The organism is Spirosoma foliorum (assembly GCF_014117325.1).
In the GTDB taxonomy this organism is placed as follows: domain Bacteria; phylum Bacteroidota; class Bacteroidia; order Cytophagales; family Spirosomataceae; genus Spirosoma; species Spirosoma foliorum.
Genome location: NZ_CP059732.1, coordinates 8,395,673 through 8,414,212, shown reverse-complemented (window position 1 = coordinate 8,414,212; position 18,540 = coordinate 8,395,673). Strand labels below are relative to the sequence as shown.

The 18,540-nt window shown below is 48.9% G+C and carries 14 protein-coding genes; 10 read left to right on the top strand and 4 right to left on the bottom strand.

Translation table 11 applies throughout. The annotated features are described in order from the left end of the window. The first annotated feature begins 11 nt into the window (after positions 1–11). Positions 12–1,130 (top strand): PA14 domain-containing protein, encoded by a 1,119-nt coding sequence (locus tag H3H32_RS35405; RefSeq protein WP_182460395.1) that lies wholly within the window; start codon positions 12–14, stop codon positions 1,128–1,130. Positions 1,131–1,312: 182 nt separating this feature from the next. Here the strand turns inward: H3H32_RS35405 and H3H32_RS35400 are convergent, their stop codons facing one another. Further along, positions 1,313–2,749: a SusD/RagB family nutrient-binding outer membrane lipoprotein gene (locus H3H32_RS35400; protein ID WP_182460394.1), complete on the bottom strand. Its 1,437-nt coding sequence runs from the start codon at positions 2,747–2,749 to the stop codon at positions 1,313–1,315. Between the two features lie 126 nt (positions 2,750–2,875). Continuing rightward, a complete protein-coding gene (locus tag H3H32_RS35395; protein ID WP_182460393.1) occupies positions 2,876–6,121 on the bottom strand; it encodes a SusC/RagA family TonB-linked outer membrane protein in 3,246 nt (1,081 codons plus the stop codon). Between the two features lie 500 nt (positions 6,122–6,621). Here H3H32_RS35395 and H3H32_RS35390 point away from each other — a divergent pair, with 500 nt between their 5' ends. The 4 genes from H3H32_RS35390 to H3H32_RS35375 all read left to right on the top strand — a co-directional run bounded on the left by H3H32_RS35390 (position 6,622) and on the right by H3H32_RS35375 (position 10,722). After that, complete coding sequence (locus H3H32_RS35390; RefSeq protein ID WP_182460392.1) at positions 6,622–8,376, top strand: S41 family peptidase; 1,755 nt, start codon at positions 6,622–6,624, stop codon at positions 8,374–8,376. Positions 8,377–8,733: 357 nt separating this feature from the next. Continuing rightward, positions 8,734–9,789 (top strand): DUF4097 family beta strand repeat-containing protein, encoded by a 1,056-nt coding sequence (locus H3H32_RS35385; protein WP_182460391.1) that lies wholly within the window; start codon positions 8,734–8,736, stop codon positions 9,787–9,789. Between the two features lie 71 nt (positions 9,790–9,860). After that, the gene (locus H3H32_RS35380; protein ID WP_182460390.1) at positions 9,861–10,229 is read left to right on the top strand and encodes a hypothetical protein; all 369 of its coding nucleotides are present in this window, start codon (positions 9,861–9,863) and stop codon (positions 10,227–10,229) included. A gap of 4 nt (positions 10,230–10,233) precedes the next feature. Further along, positions 10,234–10,722, top strand: a complete 489-nt coding sequence (locus tag H3H32_RS35375) for a DUF1648 domain-containing protein (RefSeq protein WP_182460389.1) — start codon at positions 10,234–10,236, stop codon at positions 10,720–10,722. Here H3H32_RS35375 and H3H32_RS35370 read toward each other — a convergent pair. Next, on the bottom strand, positions 10,701–11,258 hold the full coding sequence (locus tag H3H32_RS35370) for a biopolymer transporter ExbD (protein WP_182460388.1): 558 nt from the start codon (positions 11,256–11,258) through the stop codon (positions 10,701–10,703). The two genes, H3H32_RS35375 and H3H32_RS35370, sit on opposite strands and share 22 nt — an antisense overlap. A gap of 101 nt (positions 11,259–11,359) precedes the next feature. On the opposite strand from H3H32_RS35370, the gene H3H32_RS35365 reads away from it, so the two are divergent. From H3H32_RS35365 to H3H32_RS35355, 4 genes are all read left to right on the top strand, one after another. Further along, positions 11,360–14,458 (top strand): FAD-binding and (Fe-S)-binding domain-containing protein, encoded by a 3,099-nt coding sequence (locus H3H32_RS35365; protein ID WP_182460387.1) that lies wholly within the window; start codon positions 11,360–11,362, stop codon positions 14,456–14,458. A gap of 175 nt (positions 14,459–14,633) precedes the next feature. Next, on the top strand, positions 14,634–15,035 hold the full coding sequence (locus H3H32_RS38085) for a hypothetical protein (protein WP_309547127.1): 402 nt from the start codon (positions 14,634–14,636) through the stop codon (positions 15,033–15,035). Positions 15,036–15,047: 12 nt separating this feature from the next. Beyond that, a complete protein-coding gene (locus H3H32_RS38080; RefSeq protein ID WP_309547126.1) occupies positions 15,048–15,677 on the top strand; it encodes a hypothetical protein in 630 nt (209 codons plus the stop codon). A gap of 129 nt (positions 15,678–15,806) precedes the next feature. Beyond that, a complete protein-coding gene (locus H3H32_RS35355) occupies positions 15,807–16,487 on the top strand; it encodes a 3-keto-disaccharide hydrolase (protein ID WP_182460386.1) in 681 nt (226 codons plus the stop codon). A gap of 77 nt (positions 16,488–16,564) precedes the next feature. Here H3H32_RS35355 and H3H32_RS35350 read toward each other — a convergent pair whose 3' ends face one another. Then, positions 16,565–16,834: a hypothetical protein gene (locus tag H3H32_RS35350; protein WP_182460385.1), complete on the bottom strand. Its 270-nt coding sequence runs from the start codon at positions 16,832–16,834 to the stop codon at positions 16,565–16,567. Here H3H32_RS35350 and H3H32_RS35345 point away from each other — a divergent pair. Beyond that, a complete protein-coding gene (locus H3H32_RS35345; protein ID WP_182460384.1) occupies positions 16,833–18,308 on the top strand; it encodes an acyl-CoA synthetase in 1,476 nt (491 codons plus the stop codon). The two genes, H3H32_RS35350 and H3H32_RS35345, sit on opposite strands and share 2 nt — an antisense overlap. The last annotated feature ends 232 nt before the right edge of the window (positions 18,309–18,540 follow it).

The following is an 18,540-nucleotide window of genomic DNA, read 5'->3' as shown; positions in this document are numbered from 1 at the left end:
TAGGTTAATTTATGAAAGCGATCCTAGTGATTTTGGGCGTATTTCTTTGGCTTCGAACGCTACCGACACAGGCTCAGCAAGGTTTGAAAGGGGAGTATTACACCGGAACGAATTTCGAACATAAAGTTTTCACCCGAATTGATCCCGCCATTAGTTTCGACTGGCCAAAGCGCAATTTCAGTTGGTTACAAAGCACTCCGGGACCGGGTATGCCCAAATCCTATTACTCCATTCGCTGGACGGGTAAACTACTGGCGCCCATGTCGGGAGCTTATACGTTCAATGCGAAAGTAGATGACGGGATTCGGGTATGGGTTGGGAATAAAAAGGTAATCGATTCCTGGCAGTTGAACGATTCGAAGCATTTTAGTGGCCGGGTTATTCTGGAAGCGGGTAAGTTCTACGATTTGCGAGTCGATTATTTTAACGATATGCTCGGCGGGTCAATCGACCTGTTATGGCTATTACCTAATGCACCAAAACTCATTTTCAACGGTGTTAGTAACCCCGGCGAGTCCATAACCGCCCAATATTTCTTTCAAAAAGCGGCACCCGAACGAGTCACCGTAATCAACAAATCAGCCAAGCCTGTTCTGCCTATACCCAAACCGGCTCTGATTGCTAAAGTTACGCCCAAACGCCCTAAATCGAATACTTCTAAACCCGCACCTAGCTTACCCTTGCCGCTGGACCGACAGTCAGTGGCAAGGACTAAGCCCGCAGTCAATACAGTTGCTCAACCAACTCCTCCAGTAGCGCCAACACCAAACCCGTTCGATGGTCATAAGTCGGGCGAGACGTTTGCGTTGCGTCAGGTTCAGTTTGCACAAAGCAGTTATGTATTGTTGCCAGAATCATCGGCAGAGCTAGATCAGCTTGTGGCCGCTCTAAAAGCAAATCCACATTGGCGCATCAACGTAGCGGGACATACAGATAACGTCGGCGATCCAAGGCTGAATCTGGCATTATCTGAAAATCGAGCCAAAGTTGTTATGACTTACATAATGCGGCATGGAGTTGCCGAAGATCGCCTTACTGCTACCGGATATGGCGGCATACGCCCCCTTACCAACAATACCACAGAAGGCGAACGAAGTAAAAACCGGCGGGTAGAGATTACGATTCGGTAGTATTAGGTAAGTATACCCAGAATTTCGTAAGCCTGTAAAACCAAATAGTTTTTTGTCATTCCGACGGCAGGAGGAATCTCAAGCTTGACTAATATGCAACTTTGAGATTCCTCCTGCCGTCGGAATGACAAAACAGCCTAGAATTTCCTATTGAAGAAAAAGTTGAACAACATTAAAAAATGCTATTTATAAACAGCCGGTGCTTCGAAGGTAGCGGGTACTGGCTTCGGTGCATTCGCGTTGGAGTTCAATTCATTTTGTGGATAAATGAACCGCCAGGGAAGCTGCGTACCGTTGTTCGGCGTTAGTTTGATACCATACGCTTCGGCACGGGTCCGGCGCTCATCATCCCAACCAATGTGCTGACCATAGAACGATACATAACGCTCTTCCAGAATTTCCCGCAGCAGCGCATTATCAGCCGTGATACCATCGGCGTTTTCGATGCCACCAGCGGCAAAATCAGCGGCTACGTAAGGCTCATATTTGTAAGCACCAGCCGTTAGGTAAGCGGCATTGATATTGCCACCGGTATTCATCCAGGCCCGATACATGTTCAAATAGCCCAGCGCCGTTGCAAAACCTTTGCCCGAACGTAAGGCTGATTCGGCCAGTGTCAGAATATTCTCCTGGTACGTAACCAGTGGGAAGCTAGCCGTTTGTGCGAAGAAACCAGTTGTACCCGTTGTGTTTGGCTCAATTTTACCGGGGCTGTTGACACCAACTTCCAGATAATAAAACTTGAACCGGGCCGTCTCGATCGTTTTCGCGTTTCCTCTGTATTTAGCGCTTGTTGGATTTAGGATCGTCGTGTTATACGCACCGACTGCGTTTATGTCGCCCGTTCGCGAACTAGCCAGGAAGGAGAAATACGCATTCTGGTTCACGTTGGCAGTATTGCCATGTGGCGCATAAAGTGAATTGGCATACGCACTAACACCCGTCTGAGCCGTTGTATAGGCAGCATCGTACTGTTTCAGGTCGGTTTGTAACCGGGCTTTCAGGGTATAAGCAACCTGCGTCCATTTCGTGGCATCGCCACCAAAGTGAATATCTTCCGATGTAACAGTACCAACACCTGATTTTAGGTCGGCAATGGCGTCGTCCAGCAGGGCCAAAAGTTTTGTATACACCGTTGCCTGAGGCTCAAACGCCGGACTGGGGTATTTAATAATATCACCTGCCTGATCGAATGGAATATCACCCCAGAGTTGTGTTCCCGTAGCTAAAGCATTGGCCCGTAGAATTTTAGCAATGGCGGCCATTTTACGGTTTCCGAGGGCGTTTGCTTTCTCAATCGTAAGCAGCGCATTGGCGTTCGTTGCCTGGTAAACCAGGTTCCAGTCGGCATCATAGACCCCGGCGGTCACGTTGTAATTGTAATAATCCAGCCATTGGCGGTCAGCACCGGACGCATAGCCGTCCCAGATGGTTGTCAGACGACTGGCCATACCTTCTTGCGTGGCCATGTTGGCAATCTCGGTACCGGTAAGCAGCAGGCTACCCGTTGAGGCAGTCGGGTTGTTGGGGTCAACGTTCAGATTCTCGACAATAGACGAACAGGAGAAGAACTGGAGACCAACCAAAAGAGCAAAAACTGATCTATATGTACGTTTCATAAAGATTTTAATGGAGAATGGACAATGAATAATGGATAATGCACAATGGATAATAGGATGGCTGTTATTGAGTAGACTGTTACTCGTTATCCATTATTCATTTTACATTGTCCATTATTAATTTAGTTAATAGTTGATTTTTATGCTGAATAGCAACGACTTTGTGTTCGGGCTGTTGAAGTAGTCCTGTCCGCGTGAGTTGCTGGCCCCGTTAAGCGCGGTTTCTGGGTCAATACCAACCATTTTGGTCCACAGAACCGGGTTACGACCTGTTACCGTTACATCGATCGATTGTAACTTGGTTTTCTGACGGAACTTTGGCGAGCTGATTGAGTAGCCTACCGAAATCTCGCGGATACGGGTCCAGCTGGCATCAGTAATAAACTGCTCTACCAACGTACTGAAACCACCACCGATTGAGGTATAGTACGACTGATCGAGTAATACCGGACCAGCGCCAAAGTCCTGAATGTTACCCCGAACGGTACTTCCAGCGGCTATGGTTTTACCCGCATAGTTCTTCAGGTCTTTTGTCAGGGTTACTTCGTTACCCACGTCGGCATGCGTACCGAAGTTATAGAGAACCCCACGGGTACCGTTGTAGAAATCACCCCCCTGGAAGGTTTCAAACAGAACGTTCAGCGAAAGCTTTTTGTACGATAAATTCGTACCGAAACCACCCCGATAATCTGGGTTCGGATCGCCGATAACGCCGAACTGAGAAGCCACTTGTGGGAAACCATTGGCGTTCAGATTGAGCGCGCCCGATTCAGTGCGCAGGTAGGTACCACCGTAGAGCGACGACATGGCATAACCTACTTTTGCTACGGTACTGGCCGTGCTGCTGAAACCACCCAAGGTAATGATATCCGTACCGGCCAGGTTGGTTACCCGGTTGATGTTCCGGCTCAGGTTACCGAAAACATTCCAGTTAAAGCCTTTCTTATTCAGAATATTATAATGCAATTCCAATTCCCAGCCCTTGTTGGTCATCGAACCTGCGTTGGTGTATTTCGACGTATAACCCGTAGAGCCCGATGTCGCTACGTTCAGCAAGAGGTTGGTAATTTCGTTGGAGTAATAGGTGAAACCTGCCGTTAATCGGTTGTTCAGGAAGCGCAGATCGGTACCCAATTCATATTCCGTTTTCCGTTCAGGTTGCAAAAATGGGTCGCCCTGGGTAGCATTTCGAACATAAGCCCCGTTCCCATACCCCGAGCCGCTAAGCGTATTGGCCCAGCTGCTAAACGACGCATTTATGTAGGTCGTTGTGTTTCTATACGCATCTGGCTGGACCCCTACTGTACCATAGGAAGCACGCAGTTTACCAAATGACAGCACTGGATTATCGCGTAGAACAGGCAATTGCGTAAACTGCCAGGCCACGTCGGCCGATGGATAGTAGAACGTCGATTTCGTTTGGCTTCCGAAGGTAGAACCCGACTCACCCGCTACCGATGCATTCAGGAATAGCTGATTGTAAAGACCTACGTTCAAGGTCGAATACATACGAGCCATCCGGCGATGCGTGGTTGTGCGGTAAGGTGCATCGTTGGATGTCAGCGAGTTACCAAAGTTAGCGGGCGCATCCGGAATGATGAATGTATTCATCGTACCACCGATATTGAGGTATTTCCGGTCGTTAATATTGAAGCCTACAATTAAGGTGCTCGTGATATTCTTCCCAAAATCCTTGAAGACACGACCAATAATATCGCCGTTCATCTCCGACTCTTTGTAGATGTTCTCTTCGTAGCTTCCCAACCCGCTGTTGACCGCCGAGTTGACCGGATAATTCGTAATCCGGTGGTCAGTATTGGCGTCGATACCTCCACGAGCCGTAATATCGAACCAGCTAGCCGGCGTAATGAGTAACTCAGAACTCATAATGAAGCGATCTACTTCCGAGAAGTTGGTCAGCTGATTGATAGCCCACAACGGATCGTTATAGATTGGGTTGGCCAACGCGCCTAGGTAGTTCCGATACGAACGTTGCCGATTGGGAATGGCACTAGCCGTGGGCGATGAGAAGTAGTTACCGATATAATCGCGGCTATCGAAATCAGGGGCAGAACGCAGATAACCAATGTAAAGACCGTTTACACTGTTACTACGCTGAATCCGGTTCGAGGTTGTCCGGGCGTAAGTCGCATTGGTAGACGCCTTGATAATATCATTAAAACGACGCTCCGAGTTGAATCGGAGGGTAGTCCGATTGTAATCGCTTTGGCCGTTGATAATACCCTTCTGGCGCAGATCACCAATGCTCAGGTAAAAATTCCCTTTGTCATTACCACCACTGACAGACAGGTTATTATCAATGTAGGTACCTGTCCGGAAGACGGCATCCTTACGGGCGTCGTTATAGGTTTCCTTCGAATTTTTTGTAAGAATTGGGTAATATGTCTTGCCGCTATAAGACTCAAAGCGAGCGCCATTCAGGTTAACGACATCATCGCCACCAGCACGGCTGGAAATTTTATCGCCCCACGAATTGGCAACCGTTGGATTATACACACCATCCGACCCCTGACCATAATTGCTCTGTAAAGGGTGAAGCAGATTCGGCGTGTCGAACGAAACCGTGGTGCTGTACGAAATATTGACCTTATCGCTATTCGCGCCTTTTTTAGTCGTAATAACGATTACACCATTGGCCGCCCGCGATCCCCACAAAGCCGCTGCCGACGCTCCTTTCAGGATTTGCATCGACGCAATGTCTTCGGGGTTAATGTCGTTCAGACGAGATTGTTGCGTAACCCCGGCTGCACCATCGCCCAGCGTCGAGTTACTGATGGGGATACCATCCACAATAACCAGCGGTTGTGTTGTACCTGTAATGGTATTCTGCCCCCGAATCTGGATGTAGGAACCCGCCCCAGGATCGCCCGCCGATTTGGTAATCTGAACGCCAGCCGCCTTCCCCGACATACCATTGATTACACCCGTTTCGCCGGAGCGAACGATGTCTTTCGCTTCAATTTTCGAGGCTGTTGCCCCGCGTTTATCGGCGTTCTCTTTGAAGCCTAACGCACTGACAATCACTTCATCTAGCGAAGTTTCATCGTGCTGTAACTTAATCGTAATGGTACTCTGATTGCCAATGGGTACTTCGGCGGTTTTCATACCGATGAAGGAATAAACCAGAACCCCATTTTTTACCAGATTTTCGGGAATATTAATGGAGTAAGCTCCTTCTGCGTTTGTTGATGCCCCAATATTTGTGCCCTTAATAACGACGTTTACGCCGGGAACTCCGCCGTTGTCGTCGCCTGATGTAACAATCCCTTTAATGACCCTGCTCTGGGCGAAGAGCTGTAAGGGGGCATACAGGGCAAAAAACAACATGAGTAGTAAACTTCTGTTTCGCATCTCACTTAACGATTAGGTTTATAAAAAGGAAAAATTACAGGTGAATACAGCAGCTAATCAGCCATTGCAGCAACGGGTACGTACTTTATATAAGCGATATAAAAACTCGGGGTAGGCTTGCAGCGAGACTATTGCCGCAGGTATTAATCAGACCAATCAAGACTTGGCCGTCATTAAAAAAACACGCCCTGAGCAGGCATATTTTTAATCCAAATATAATTCCACAAAATCGATAATCACAATACTATATTCTTATAATTTTTATATTTTACCAATTATATTCTATTAATAATATTTATATTCAAATTTAATTTTATATTCTTTAAAATATTCAAAATTAAATTAACATATCAATATAGAATTATACTTACTTTGATAATGCAGTAATTACCTAAAATTAGTGCGGTGTTCACAATACAGATTAAAAAGTCTACATATAACTTATCCTATTGCCATTCCCATATCGTTGATGCATCTTTAGGTATCCTAAATCAATTACTATGAATTACGTTGTAAGGGTATTGCTGGCGATCATTGTCGGTATCAGTGCTTCATATGCCCAGTCTACGCTAACCAGTACCCAGGCTTACGAGTATTTACAAAATGAACGAGGCCGCGCCCGAATGGCGCAAAAAGGTGCCGACAAGCCGCCTATCGACAGTTTGAAAAAGGCAGAACAGATATTACTGGATGCCCTCGCCTATTACCATCGCCCCGATGTGCAGGAACTGGCGAAGAAAGACGAATCGCTGTTTTATCGAAAAAGTGATATTTCGTTTGATCTGGCTCGTATCCAGGCGAAACTCGGAAATAACGAAACGGCTGCTCAAACACTGCTCTATCCATTGACGGGGAAATTTGCCCCAGCCTATGCAGGCTATATGAAGGAGCTTGCCGAGTTCACGACTGTCCGCCAGAATCCTATTCTGGTTCCTTTGATAGCAAAAGCGCAGGCAGCCGAACGTTTATTTAATTCAACTGCACTCAAAACACCCTATAAACCCAATATCAGCGAGGATGAAAAAGTGGCCGGCCTCTCAAAGTTGTGGTCGGAAGCGAAATACAACTTTGCTTACTTTGATCACATTGCTGATGTAGATTGGGATAAACTGTATCTGGAGTATCTCCCAAAAATTCGGGCTACCCGCTCTACGGTCGAGTACATGCGAGTGCTCCAGTCGTTCTGTGCGCAGCTCCACGACGGTCATACCGATGTTTGGGCCAGCGATCCAACCTTACAGGATTCAACATCCCGGCAACCGCCTATCTGGCCAGTGTTGGTAGATGGTAAGGTGCTGGTTCAGGAAGTTCGTTTAGATAGTTTGGAGAAAACAGGCATTAGACCCATGCTCGAAATCGTTAGCATCGACGGTCTGCCCGTTACTGAATACGCCGACCGGTTTGTACGCCCCTACCAGAGTGGATCGACTCCGCAAAATATCGACGTAGCTACTTATACGTATCGGCTGCTTCGGGGACCAAAAGATAAACCGGTTTCGATTACCTTTCGGGAGCCGTCGGGGAAAACGTTTAATCGGCTATTACCGCGAACAGGCTATTCAAATCTGAAACCATCCCCCGCGTTTAATTTCCGGATTTTACCCGGCAATGTGGCCTACGTGCAGCTCAACAACTTCGAAAATAACCAGGCGCTAAACGGTTTCAAAGCTGCATTTGACTCTATTGCCACGACCAATGCGCTCATTCTCGATATCCGGCAGAACGGCGGAGGAGATAGTGGGTACGGCTGGAATGTGTTGGGTTATCTGACTGATAAACCGATGAAAACGGGTTCGTATTCGTCGCGGCTATACAGTCCATTACGGCGAGTACGTGGCGAATCCGTCGTTTTTGAACCCGTTGAAGATGATGGCGACGGTTGGCCTGCCAATGGCAAAAATCTCTACACAAAACCAGTCGTTGTGCTCACCAGCGGCCAAACCTTTTCGGCCGCCGAAGATTTCGCCGTCGTATTCGACGCCATGAAACGGGGTACAATTATCGGCGAGCCTACCGGTGGCAGTACGGGCCAGCCGTTAGCCTTCTCACTTCCCGGTGGGGTAATGGCCCGTGTTTGCACCAAGCGAGACATGTATCCCGACGGTACCGAATGGAATGGAAAAGGTATTCAGCCAGCGATTCTGGTAAAACCCTCAGCCGCCGACTGGCAGGCCGGTCGTGACACGGTGCTGGAAGCGGCTCTGAATCATCTGGGTGTGAAGAAGCCGGTGGCTGCACCTAAAAAGAAAAAATAACTACCTCACCCCCAACCCCTCTCCTGAAAAACAGGAGAGGGGGGCAGTTTAGTCTGGAATCTAATTGAGAAGGTAATGAGGCCCCCTCTATCGCCTTTTAGCCCCTCCCCTGCTTTCAGGGGAGGGGTTGGGGTGGGGTTACGCTGTCCACCAGCGAACAGCTATTGTCCGTTGACGGACAATCCCCACAAGCATCAAGAAATATAGACAACTGACTACTAATCATTTACCTCACTGGCACACCGCTTGCTACCCTACTATTACATCTGTATCCGTTGCTAAAAGCAGAAGAAATTCAACCTCATGCAACCTTCGTATCCAGACTAGCATCTTTGCTGTATAAACAAGACAAATCGTATGAAACGCAATCAGTTCTTCCTAACTCTACTGGGCGTAGCCACTTTCTCGCTGACAGCCCTTGCCAATAATCCTAAAGACGACCGGGATACACCCTACCAAGTCAAAACGTTCTCGGGCAATATTAACTCAGTACGCGCCGAAACCTCTGGCGGTAGCTTAACCATTGAAGGCGGTACCGATATGAACGCCAAAGTGGAAATGTACGTCCGTGGCAACAATGGAAACGGCAACCTCGACAAAGCCGAAATCGAAGATCGGCTGAAGGATTACGATATTACGATTGCTCAGGAAGGCGGCACCATCGTTGCCACGGCCAAACGCCACAATAATCTTAACAACTGGAAAAACAGCTTAAGTATCAGCTTCAAATTCTACACACCTCGCAAAGTAACTACTGATCTCCGCACCTCGGGTGGCAGCATCCATCTGGCCTCTCTGAGCGGCAACCAGAAATTCCGTACCAGCGGGGGTAGCCTGCACATGAACGATGTAGACGGCGATATTAACGGACAAACTTCAGGCGGCTCTATCCACTTCGATGGTTGCCAGGCGGGTAATTCAGGACGGCTGGATCTACAAACTTCAGGCGGATCGATTGAAGGTAAATCCTCAACAGGCAACATGCGTCTGCATACCTCGGGTGGCAGCATCCGGCTTGCAGATTTGAAAGGCGATATCGACGCACAAACCAGTGGTGGCAGCATCAACGGCGAAAGCCTTGAAGGCGATATTAAAGCAGGCACGTCGGGTGGATCAGTACGGATTGCCAATATTGTTGGCAGTATCGACGCCAGCACCAGCGCAGGTGGTGTTGACGTGAGCATCTCGAAATTGACCGGTCCCGTTCGGTTATCGACCAGCGCCGGCAGCGTTCGCGTAAAAATGCCTCTCGATAAAGGCATCACGCTGAATCTGAGCGGCAACAGCATCAAGATCCCGCTGAACAACTTCAATGGTGACACCGAAAAAGACCGCATCAGAGGAACCCTGAACGGTGGTGGCATTCCTGTAACACTCACCGCCAGCAGCGGAAGCGTTTACGTGAACCAATAAAAGATGTATGATGTAGGATATATGGCGTATGATCGAAAATACATCATATATCCTACATCATACATTTTAACATGGCCACTCCCTTTTTTGACCGACGGCTATTTCTCAATAGTATCCTGACCTTACTCGGCAGCGCCCTTATTTTATACTGCATACGCGTTGCCATTGCTGCCCATCTCCCCTATCTGGTAGCCACTATTCTAGCCACAACCCTCGGTTTTCTAGAGCCTCGCAAAGGTTGGTTTCTAGCTTTGATTCAGGCCGGTTCGATCTGGATCGTTTACATGTTCTTTCTTGAACACCCCACCAATTCCTTTCACATTGAACTCGAAAACTTCGGTCTCTACGGTTCCATGATTTTGTCATTTGTCGGTAGTTTCGTTGGTGGGCGATTAAAACGAATCCTAGATAGTGGCAAATCGGGCAGAAGGAAGTCATAGGGGTATGAAGACATCTGCAAGTCCCTACGAGCGTAATGCAAATCGCCTGACGATCTTCCTGCTTATTACGTTAGTTGGTGTATCTGTCACTGGCTCAATCTTACTTACCGGCCCTATACCAACCCATTTCAATGGAAACGGGCAGGCTGATCATTTCGGCAGTCCTGACACTTTATTAATACTTCCTATTGTTTGCCTATGTATAGTTGGAGTCTTATGGGCAATTCGGTATACACCTACTGAACTGATGAATTTCCCTGGCCCACGTACGCCTGACAATACAGTCCATCAGCGGCAGAATTTCGATCAGTTATTTGCTACGATTCGGTTTTTAGTAGCAGGATTATTTTTGTGCATTGCGGGTCAAATAAGCTGGGCCAGTATCCATCACCAGAAGCAAGTCAGTCTCTGGCCATCCTTTCTTTTTATCGCCTTGGTTGGTGTCAGTACAGTAATTAGCGTGATTAGAGCCTATAAGTTGTCGGCCAGATAATACGGCGGCACTTTCAAAAACACAGTATCTCGTATCGACGAGTCACCCATGAAAATTCGCTCGTAATAACTCAGCATGCGTTGCTCATTCGCGCTAAGATCAGATACGAATAAATAAGGCAGGTTTTCGGCAAGTTTGAGTTCTTTCAACGCATTAGCAACATTCCCGAAGGTAGCCAACGAAGTAGGTTTTATAACAATAGCCACGTCATTGTCCTCAGCCGATTTCCCAACCGTTGCTAACAGTTTACGGATGCCTTCTGGCCTGAAATCCGTTTGCTGTAATTCAACCATATCGTCGCCATGCCAGTACTGCATAAACCCAATTCGGTTGTCGCCCATCAAAAATAACGTGACAATCTTTTTTGGGTAGGTTGGCAACTCATATTTACGGCAACCAGCGGGTACCGTAACGCCCATAATTACAGGACGCCGAATCGCTTTCGTGAACACAAAAAATACAATCAACAATAGGGCTACGCCCACGAAAGGAGCGAAATCAAAGCGTACGGGCGAGTAGGTTCGGCGTGTTGTCATGGCAGTAAATGGTTTTTGCAGATTGATGGCGGGAATAGCTTATTTCCACAAACGCACTTCGGTTTTTGTATCTTTATGGCCTGTTTGATGCCTACTCTGCTATGTTCCTGATAACCCCTAAAATCCCTTTCGCAACCTTACTTCCCTCCTTTGAGGGTGATTTGTATTTCGATGAATCGCCTGAACATACCGCCCAGCGAATTTTGTATGCAACTGATGCCTCCGTGTATCAGGAAATGCCAGTGGCGGTAGCGCTGCCCAAGTCCGTTGCCGACATCAAGCGGCTCCTTCGCTTTGCCCAACAGCATAACATCGGTCTGATTCCCCGAGCGGCTGGCACGTCGCTCGCCGGGCAGGTAGTGGGCAGTGGAATTGTCGTTGATATATCTAAGTATTTTGGAAAAATTCAGGAAGTCAATGCCGACGAAAAATGGGTTCGTGTGCAACCGGGCGTCATTCGCGACGATCTGAATGCCTTCCTGAAACCGCACGGTTTGCTATTCGGTCCCGAAACCTCTACGGCCAGTCGGGCGATGATTGGTGGCATGATTGGCAACAACTCTTGTGGTCTACACTCCATCATCTGGGGCACCACCCGCGATCACCTGCTCGAAGTACGGGTGGTATTGAGCGATGGTGCCGAAGTAACGTTCGGTTCGCTCAATCAGGCACAATTCGATGCAAAATGCAGAGGAGAAAATGTAGTAAGCCCGCTAGAACAGCGCCTATACGTTCAATTCCGCGACTGGCTCTCAAAACCCGACGTTCGCCAGCACATACGGGAAGGCTACCCTAAACCAACCGTTACACGGCGGAATACGGGGTATGCGCTGGATGCGATGGTGAAATTTTGGGAGGAGAAGGAGGAAAGGGACGAGTGGGAGAAAAGGGAGAATAATCAGACTGCCTCTACCGTTTCCTCCCCTTCGTCCATCTCCTCCCTTTCTTCCCCCCAATTCAACTTCGCCCAACTCATCGCTGGTTCAGAAGGGACGCTTTGCTTTATCACCGAAGCCAAACTTAACTTACTCCCGCTGCCACCGAAAGAAACGGCGCTGGTTTGCGCGCATTTCCCAACCATTCGGCAGTCGCTTGAAGCGAATTTAGTGGCGCTGGCGCATAACTGTTCGGCATCGGAACTGGTGGATGATTACATTTTGCAACTGACGAAAACCAACATCGAGCAACTCAAAAATAGGGAGTTCGTAGAAGGTGATCCGAAGGCGATTCTAATGGTCGAGTTTTTCGACGATACGAAGGAAGGCGTAGGAAAGAGGGCAGAGGGTTTTGTTACTGCTTTGAAACAAAAGGGTTTAGGTTACACCTATCCCATTCTGTTCGACGAAGACACCAAAAAGCCGTGGGCGCTCCGAAAAGCGGGGTTGAGTATCATGTACAACATCCCCGGCGATGAGAAACCGGCCAACGTCATTGAAGATACCGCTGTGGATGTTCATGATCTCCCTGACTACATCGACGAACTGGACAAAATGGCCTGGGAGAACCACGGCCTGAAACTGGAATATTCGGCTCATGCTGGTGCGGGCGAGATTCACGTTCTACCGCTTATCAATCTTAAATCCTCAAAAGGTCGGGCCAATTTCCGGGCGTTATTGCTGGATACGGCAGCACTCGTCAAAAAATACGGAGGTTCGCTCTCCGGCGAACATGGCGATGGGCGATTACGGGGCGAGTGCATCGCCTTTATGCTCGGCCCCGAAAACTTCCAGTTGTGCAAGGATGTCAAAGACCTTTGGGACCCGCACAATACGTTCAATCCGGGCAAGGTGGTCAATACGCCACCCATGAACGAGTCGCTGCGGTCGGAGGCCGATGTGATCATTCCGCAACCAAAGACCATTTTCGACTTCTCGAAGGATGGCGGGATGCTCGAACTGGCCGAAAAATGCTCCGGCTCCGGCGATTGCCGCAAGACCGAAATTTCGGGCGGAACGATGTGTCCTAGCTACATGGCTACCCGACGCGAGCACGACACCACACGCGCCCGAGCTAATATTCTGCGGCATTTCTACAGCAATCAGTCCACGCCTACGGAACAGGATTTCGAAGCCGTTAAAGACGTGCTGGATTTATGTCTGTCGTGCAAAGCCTGCAAAGCCGAGTGTCCATCGAGCGTAGACATGGCACGTATGAAAGCCGAATTCACGCAGCAGAAATACAACGAAAGTGGCATTCCGATGAGGGCGCGTCTGATCGGCAATTTCACCCGGCTGATGAAGATGGCCAGTCTCGTTCCCTGGGCCTACAATGGATTCTATGAAACCGCGTCCCTACGTCGAATCGCAAACCGTATTGTTGGTTTTCACCCCGACCGTACGATGCCAGAAATGGCAAAGACGACGTTGCGAAAATGGTGGTGGGAGCAGAAAAAGGAAGAAAACGAACGAATCGGACGCGAGAACCGGAATAACTATACTCCCGCTCTCCTCGCAGATTCGCCAGAACTAAAATCGGGTACTGTTCTGCTTTTTGCCGATGAGTTCACGAATTACAACGACGTAGAAGTAGGGCAAAAAGCGATTCAGCTACTGGAGCGATTAGGGTATACCGTCGCGCTCCCCGATCACGCTGAAAGCGGGCGAACCTATTTGTCCAAAGGGCTGGTAGATGAAGCCAAAAAATTAGCGATACGCAATGTTACAATCTTCAAAGATCTCATTACCGACGAAACACCGTTGATTGGTCTGGAACCGTCGGCCATTCTGGCTTTCCGGGATGAATACCCCGACCTTGTACCAGCAGAGTTAAAAGCGGACGCTCAGCGTATTGCCAAAAACGTCTTTCTGTTTGAAGAATGGCTCGCCCGTGAAGCCGACGCCGGTCGCATTGACCGGAGTTTGTTCACAGCTAAAACCGAATTGGTGAAGGTTCACGGCCATTGCCACCAAAAGGCGTTGTCCTCAATGATTCCGGTCAAGAAAGTATTATCGTTACCTCAAAATTATAACGTTCAGCTAATTCCATCAGGTTGTTGTGGCATGGCGGGTTCGTTTGGCTTTGAAGAAGAACATTACGAATTGTCGATGCAGATTGGCGAGTTAGTCTTGTTCCCAGCCGTTCGCAAGGCCGAAGATGCCATTATCTCAGCCGCAGGCACCAGCTGCCGCCATCAGATCAAAGACGGCACTGGTCGTAAAGCCCAACACCCCGCCGAGATTTTATTCGATGCGTTAAAGTAACGCGGACATCTTGTCCGCATAGCCCAATTGTAGCGCGGGTGGGTTGGCGTCCCAGCATCCTGTCCGCAATTAAACTATGCGGATAAGATGCTGGGACGCCAACCCACCCGCGCTACTTCAAAAACCTTTTGCGTTCCCAGTAGTTCTTTATATACCTCAAACATTCACAGTTATCATGGAAAATTCAAATTCATCAGCCCTTAGCGACGGCGCGCAACAAGCCAATCTGGTTTCCAACGAAAATGCGGAAGCGATGTTCGGTGCCGACCAGGCCGAAACAAATATGGTTAAACTCGTGGATGGCAAATTGACGCCTATTGGCGATACCGACGACGATGTAGTAGATGGTCAGCTTGCCAATCGGTACAGTTCCGACGAAGAGCGCAGCTTGCAGGGAGACCAATTGCGAGGAAAAACCTACGAAAATTCAGACTCAGCCCAATACGCTGATGCGGGAATCGACGACGAAGCCATCCCACATGCATCAAATACAACAGCAGACATTGCCGAAGCAGACATCACGGGTAATCCTGATGCTGGCGCAACGGCCAATACGGGTTTACCCTCTGAAGATTAACTCAACAAAACCATGAAGACCACATCAACAAATTCATTCGGTGGCTGGAGTGTCATTTCGGGAAGTACGCCAATGGGCGACATGATTCCTGAAACACCAGGTACCATTCCAGAAACGCCACAAGTACCTGGCCCAACGCAGCCTGGTGTTCCAGAAACACCACCTGGCCCACCAGTGCCCGGTCCTGAAATTCCTGATCTGCCAAGTACGCCGAAACCGACGATACCTGACATTCGAGATAATCAGTCGACGGGATTAACTACGTTTACAACGGCGACTCCCGGTGTTGTGCCCAGCAATGGTCCCAAGCCAGAAAAAAAGGTAGGCGAAACAAAGTACGAGGGCTTGCCGGAGGCAGCAAAAGCTGTTCCTGGAAGCGAGGAAGGCATGGAAGACGAGCCTGATACCGGCGACTCAGCCCGTCCTTACGACGTAAATGCGAAAGACTCCGCCGAAAATCAGCCAGGAGAGCGGCCAGAAGAAGCTAAAGAAGCGCAAAAATTTCCCCGCGAAATGGCCGACGAAAGTAGTATAGCCGCTCAGGATATGATTTCAGGAACGGATCGTTCCGACCAGAAATCAACCGAGGGCCTCGACCGGAAATACAATGACCCGGAAGCCGCCCGCGAAATGGCAAGTTAATATTTTTTAAACCGCAGAGAGCGCAAAGGATAGCGCAAAGACCGCTGAGAAAAAACTCTTTGCGACCTTTGTTTCTCCTTTGCGCTCTTTGCGTTTAAAACATACCTTTAACTGAAAATTCTAAACTCGATGAAAAAATTACTTTTACTAGAGTTGGTGTATTGCCTGTTTGCATTCATCGCTCCTCCAAAATGGACATCCTTGTTCGATGGGAAGACTATAAAAGGCTGGCACAGCTGGCACAAAGATGGCGTTGTGGGCTGGTACGTTGAAGACGGTGCCCTGACTCCCGACGGTACGGGTGGCGATCTGGTAACCGATAAAGAATACGAAAACTTTGAGTTGGAGTTCGAATTCAAAATTCCGAAAGGCAGCAACAGTGGCGTTGTCTATAAAATCATCGACAGCCCCGATATTAAATCGACTTACATGTCGGGACCCGAATATCAGGTGATCGACGACAAAGGCTATCTGGATGGAGATGGCAAGCCTTACAAATTGAAAGACACACAGTTGTCGGGTGCCAATTACGACATGATTCCACCATCGGATATGAACGCTATAAAGCCAGCGGGCGAGTGGAATAAAGGCCGGATTGTGGTGAACAATAACCATGTTGAGCATTTCCTGAACGGCAAAAAAGTATCCGATTACGAATACGGTTCCGATGCCTGGAAAGCCTTGGTTGCCAAGAGCAAATTTGCCAACTGGCCCTACGCAACCCCACATGCGAAAGGAAAAATCGCCCTGCAAAACCACAGTCCCAAAGAGCGCGTCTGGTACAAGAACATCCAGATTCGGGAGTTGTAGTTTATCTGAATTCCAATAAAAAATCCGCCATGACTCTATTCATGGCGGATTTTTTATTAAGAAGCTGTTTAAATTTCTCATTTTATAGAAAAGTTAGGCTGTTTTTCTGTCATCCCGACGTCAGGAGGGATCTCAAGCTTGACTAATACGGAAGCTTGAGATTTCTCCTCCGTCGAAATGACAAAAAAGCAATTCGGTTTTAACAGAATTTGGAAAGTTAAAACAGCTTTCACATAGCACACCAAGGCTTCATTAAGTATTTTTCCAGTTATTGATTTCTGCCGCAAAGCATTGGTAAGATTCAGGCAATAGGGTAACAAGACGGGCGTCTTCTCTTTTGTTGTCATGATCACTATCGTACAGCAAGCGCATCGCCATCCGACGAATACGGCGATTCTATCTGGTGGGCAAACCCATACGTACGCCCAACTATTGGCTTATTCGGAGCAATTCGGGCAACAATTATTGACTGGTCGGACTGACCTGGCCGAAGCTCGCGTCGCGTTTATGGTAGAACCAGGATTCGACTATGTGATGGTTCAATGGGGAATCTGGCGGTCGGGTGGCATTGCCGTTCCGCTCTGCACGACCTACCCGCCCGCTTCGCTGCAATATGTCATCGACGATACGGCGGCTGAGATCATTGTAACGTCAAGTCGATATGCGTCCATTCTTCAGCCCATCGCCGAAACCCGAACGATTCGGTTTATTGAACTGGGGTTATCTGATGATCATTCCTCCAGCGTTTTGCCCGATGTCGATCCGGCACGGGGAGCCATGATCCTGTATACCAGCGGGACAACGAATCTGCCAAAAGGGGTTGTCAGTACACACGCCAACCTTGACGCGCAAATGTCGACGCTCATTGCGGCCTGGGAATGGCAATCGACCGATCATATTCTTTGCGTATTACCGCTGCACCACGTTCATGGCATTGTCAACGTAATATGCTGTGCGCTCTGGGCCGGAGCCTGTTGCGAATTTCTGCCCGAATTTTCGGCAGGTGCCGTGTTTGCCGCTTTCCAACGGGGCGCAATCAACCTGTTCATGGCGGTACCGACCATTTATTTCAAACTGATCGCCCATTGGGAATCCCTGCCCGAAACTGAACAACAGACACTTACGGATACCATGCGCACTTTCCGGTTGATGGTGTCCGGTTCGGCGGCTTTACCCGTAACGGTTATGGAAAAATGGGAACGTGTCAGCGGACACACCTTACTCGAACGCTACGGCATGACTGAAATCGGCATGGCAATCAGCAATCCATACCGGGGTAAACGGGTTCCGGGCCACATTGGCCAACCACTGCCGGGCGTTGGTGTTCGATTGGTTGATGAGCAGGATGAGCCAGTCGATGAGGGACAGCCGGGTGAAATTCAGGTGAAAGCAGCCACGGTGTTTCGGGAGTACTGGCAACGTCCGCAGGCTACACAGGATGCCTTTACAGACGATGGCTGGTTCCGTACGGGCGATGTGGCTGTACTGGATGAAGGGAGCTACAAAATTCTGGGTCGCAGTTCAATCGATATCATCAAGTCGGGAGGCTACAAACTGTCGGCGCTTGAAATTGAAGAAGTCCTCCGAACGCATCCGGCTATCGGCGATTGCGGTGTAATCGGATTGGCCGATGAAGAGTGGGGTGAAATTGTAGGCGCTGTTCTGGTAGCAAGCGAGACAGTTGATCTGGCCGAACTCAACCAATGGATGCGCACCCAGATGGCCGCCTACAAAGTGCCCCGCCATTACCGCATTGTTACCGAACTCCCCCGAAACGCAATGGGTAAGGTGACGAAAAATGACCTAAAAAAACTCTTCTAACCGCCGACCTATGGACTTCCTGACCGCTTTCCCCTACTGGTTCATCATCGTCATCATGATCCTGAACGCCATCGCCGTACAATTCATGAACATCGACGTCCGGGATGAAGAGAAAAGGGAGTAAGGGGAAGAGAGGGAGGAAGGAGGAAAGGGTTTGACATTCCTTTACCCCCACTCTTCCCACTCTTCTCTTTACTCCCTCTTCTCCCACTCTTCCCCCTAATCCCTTTCC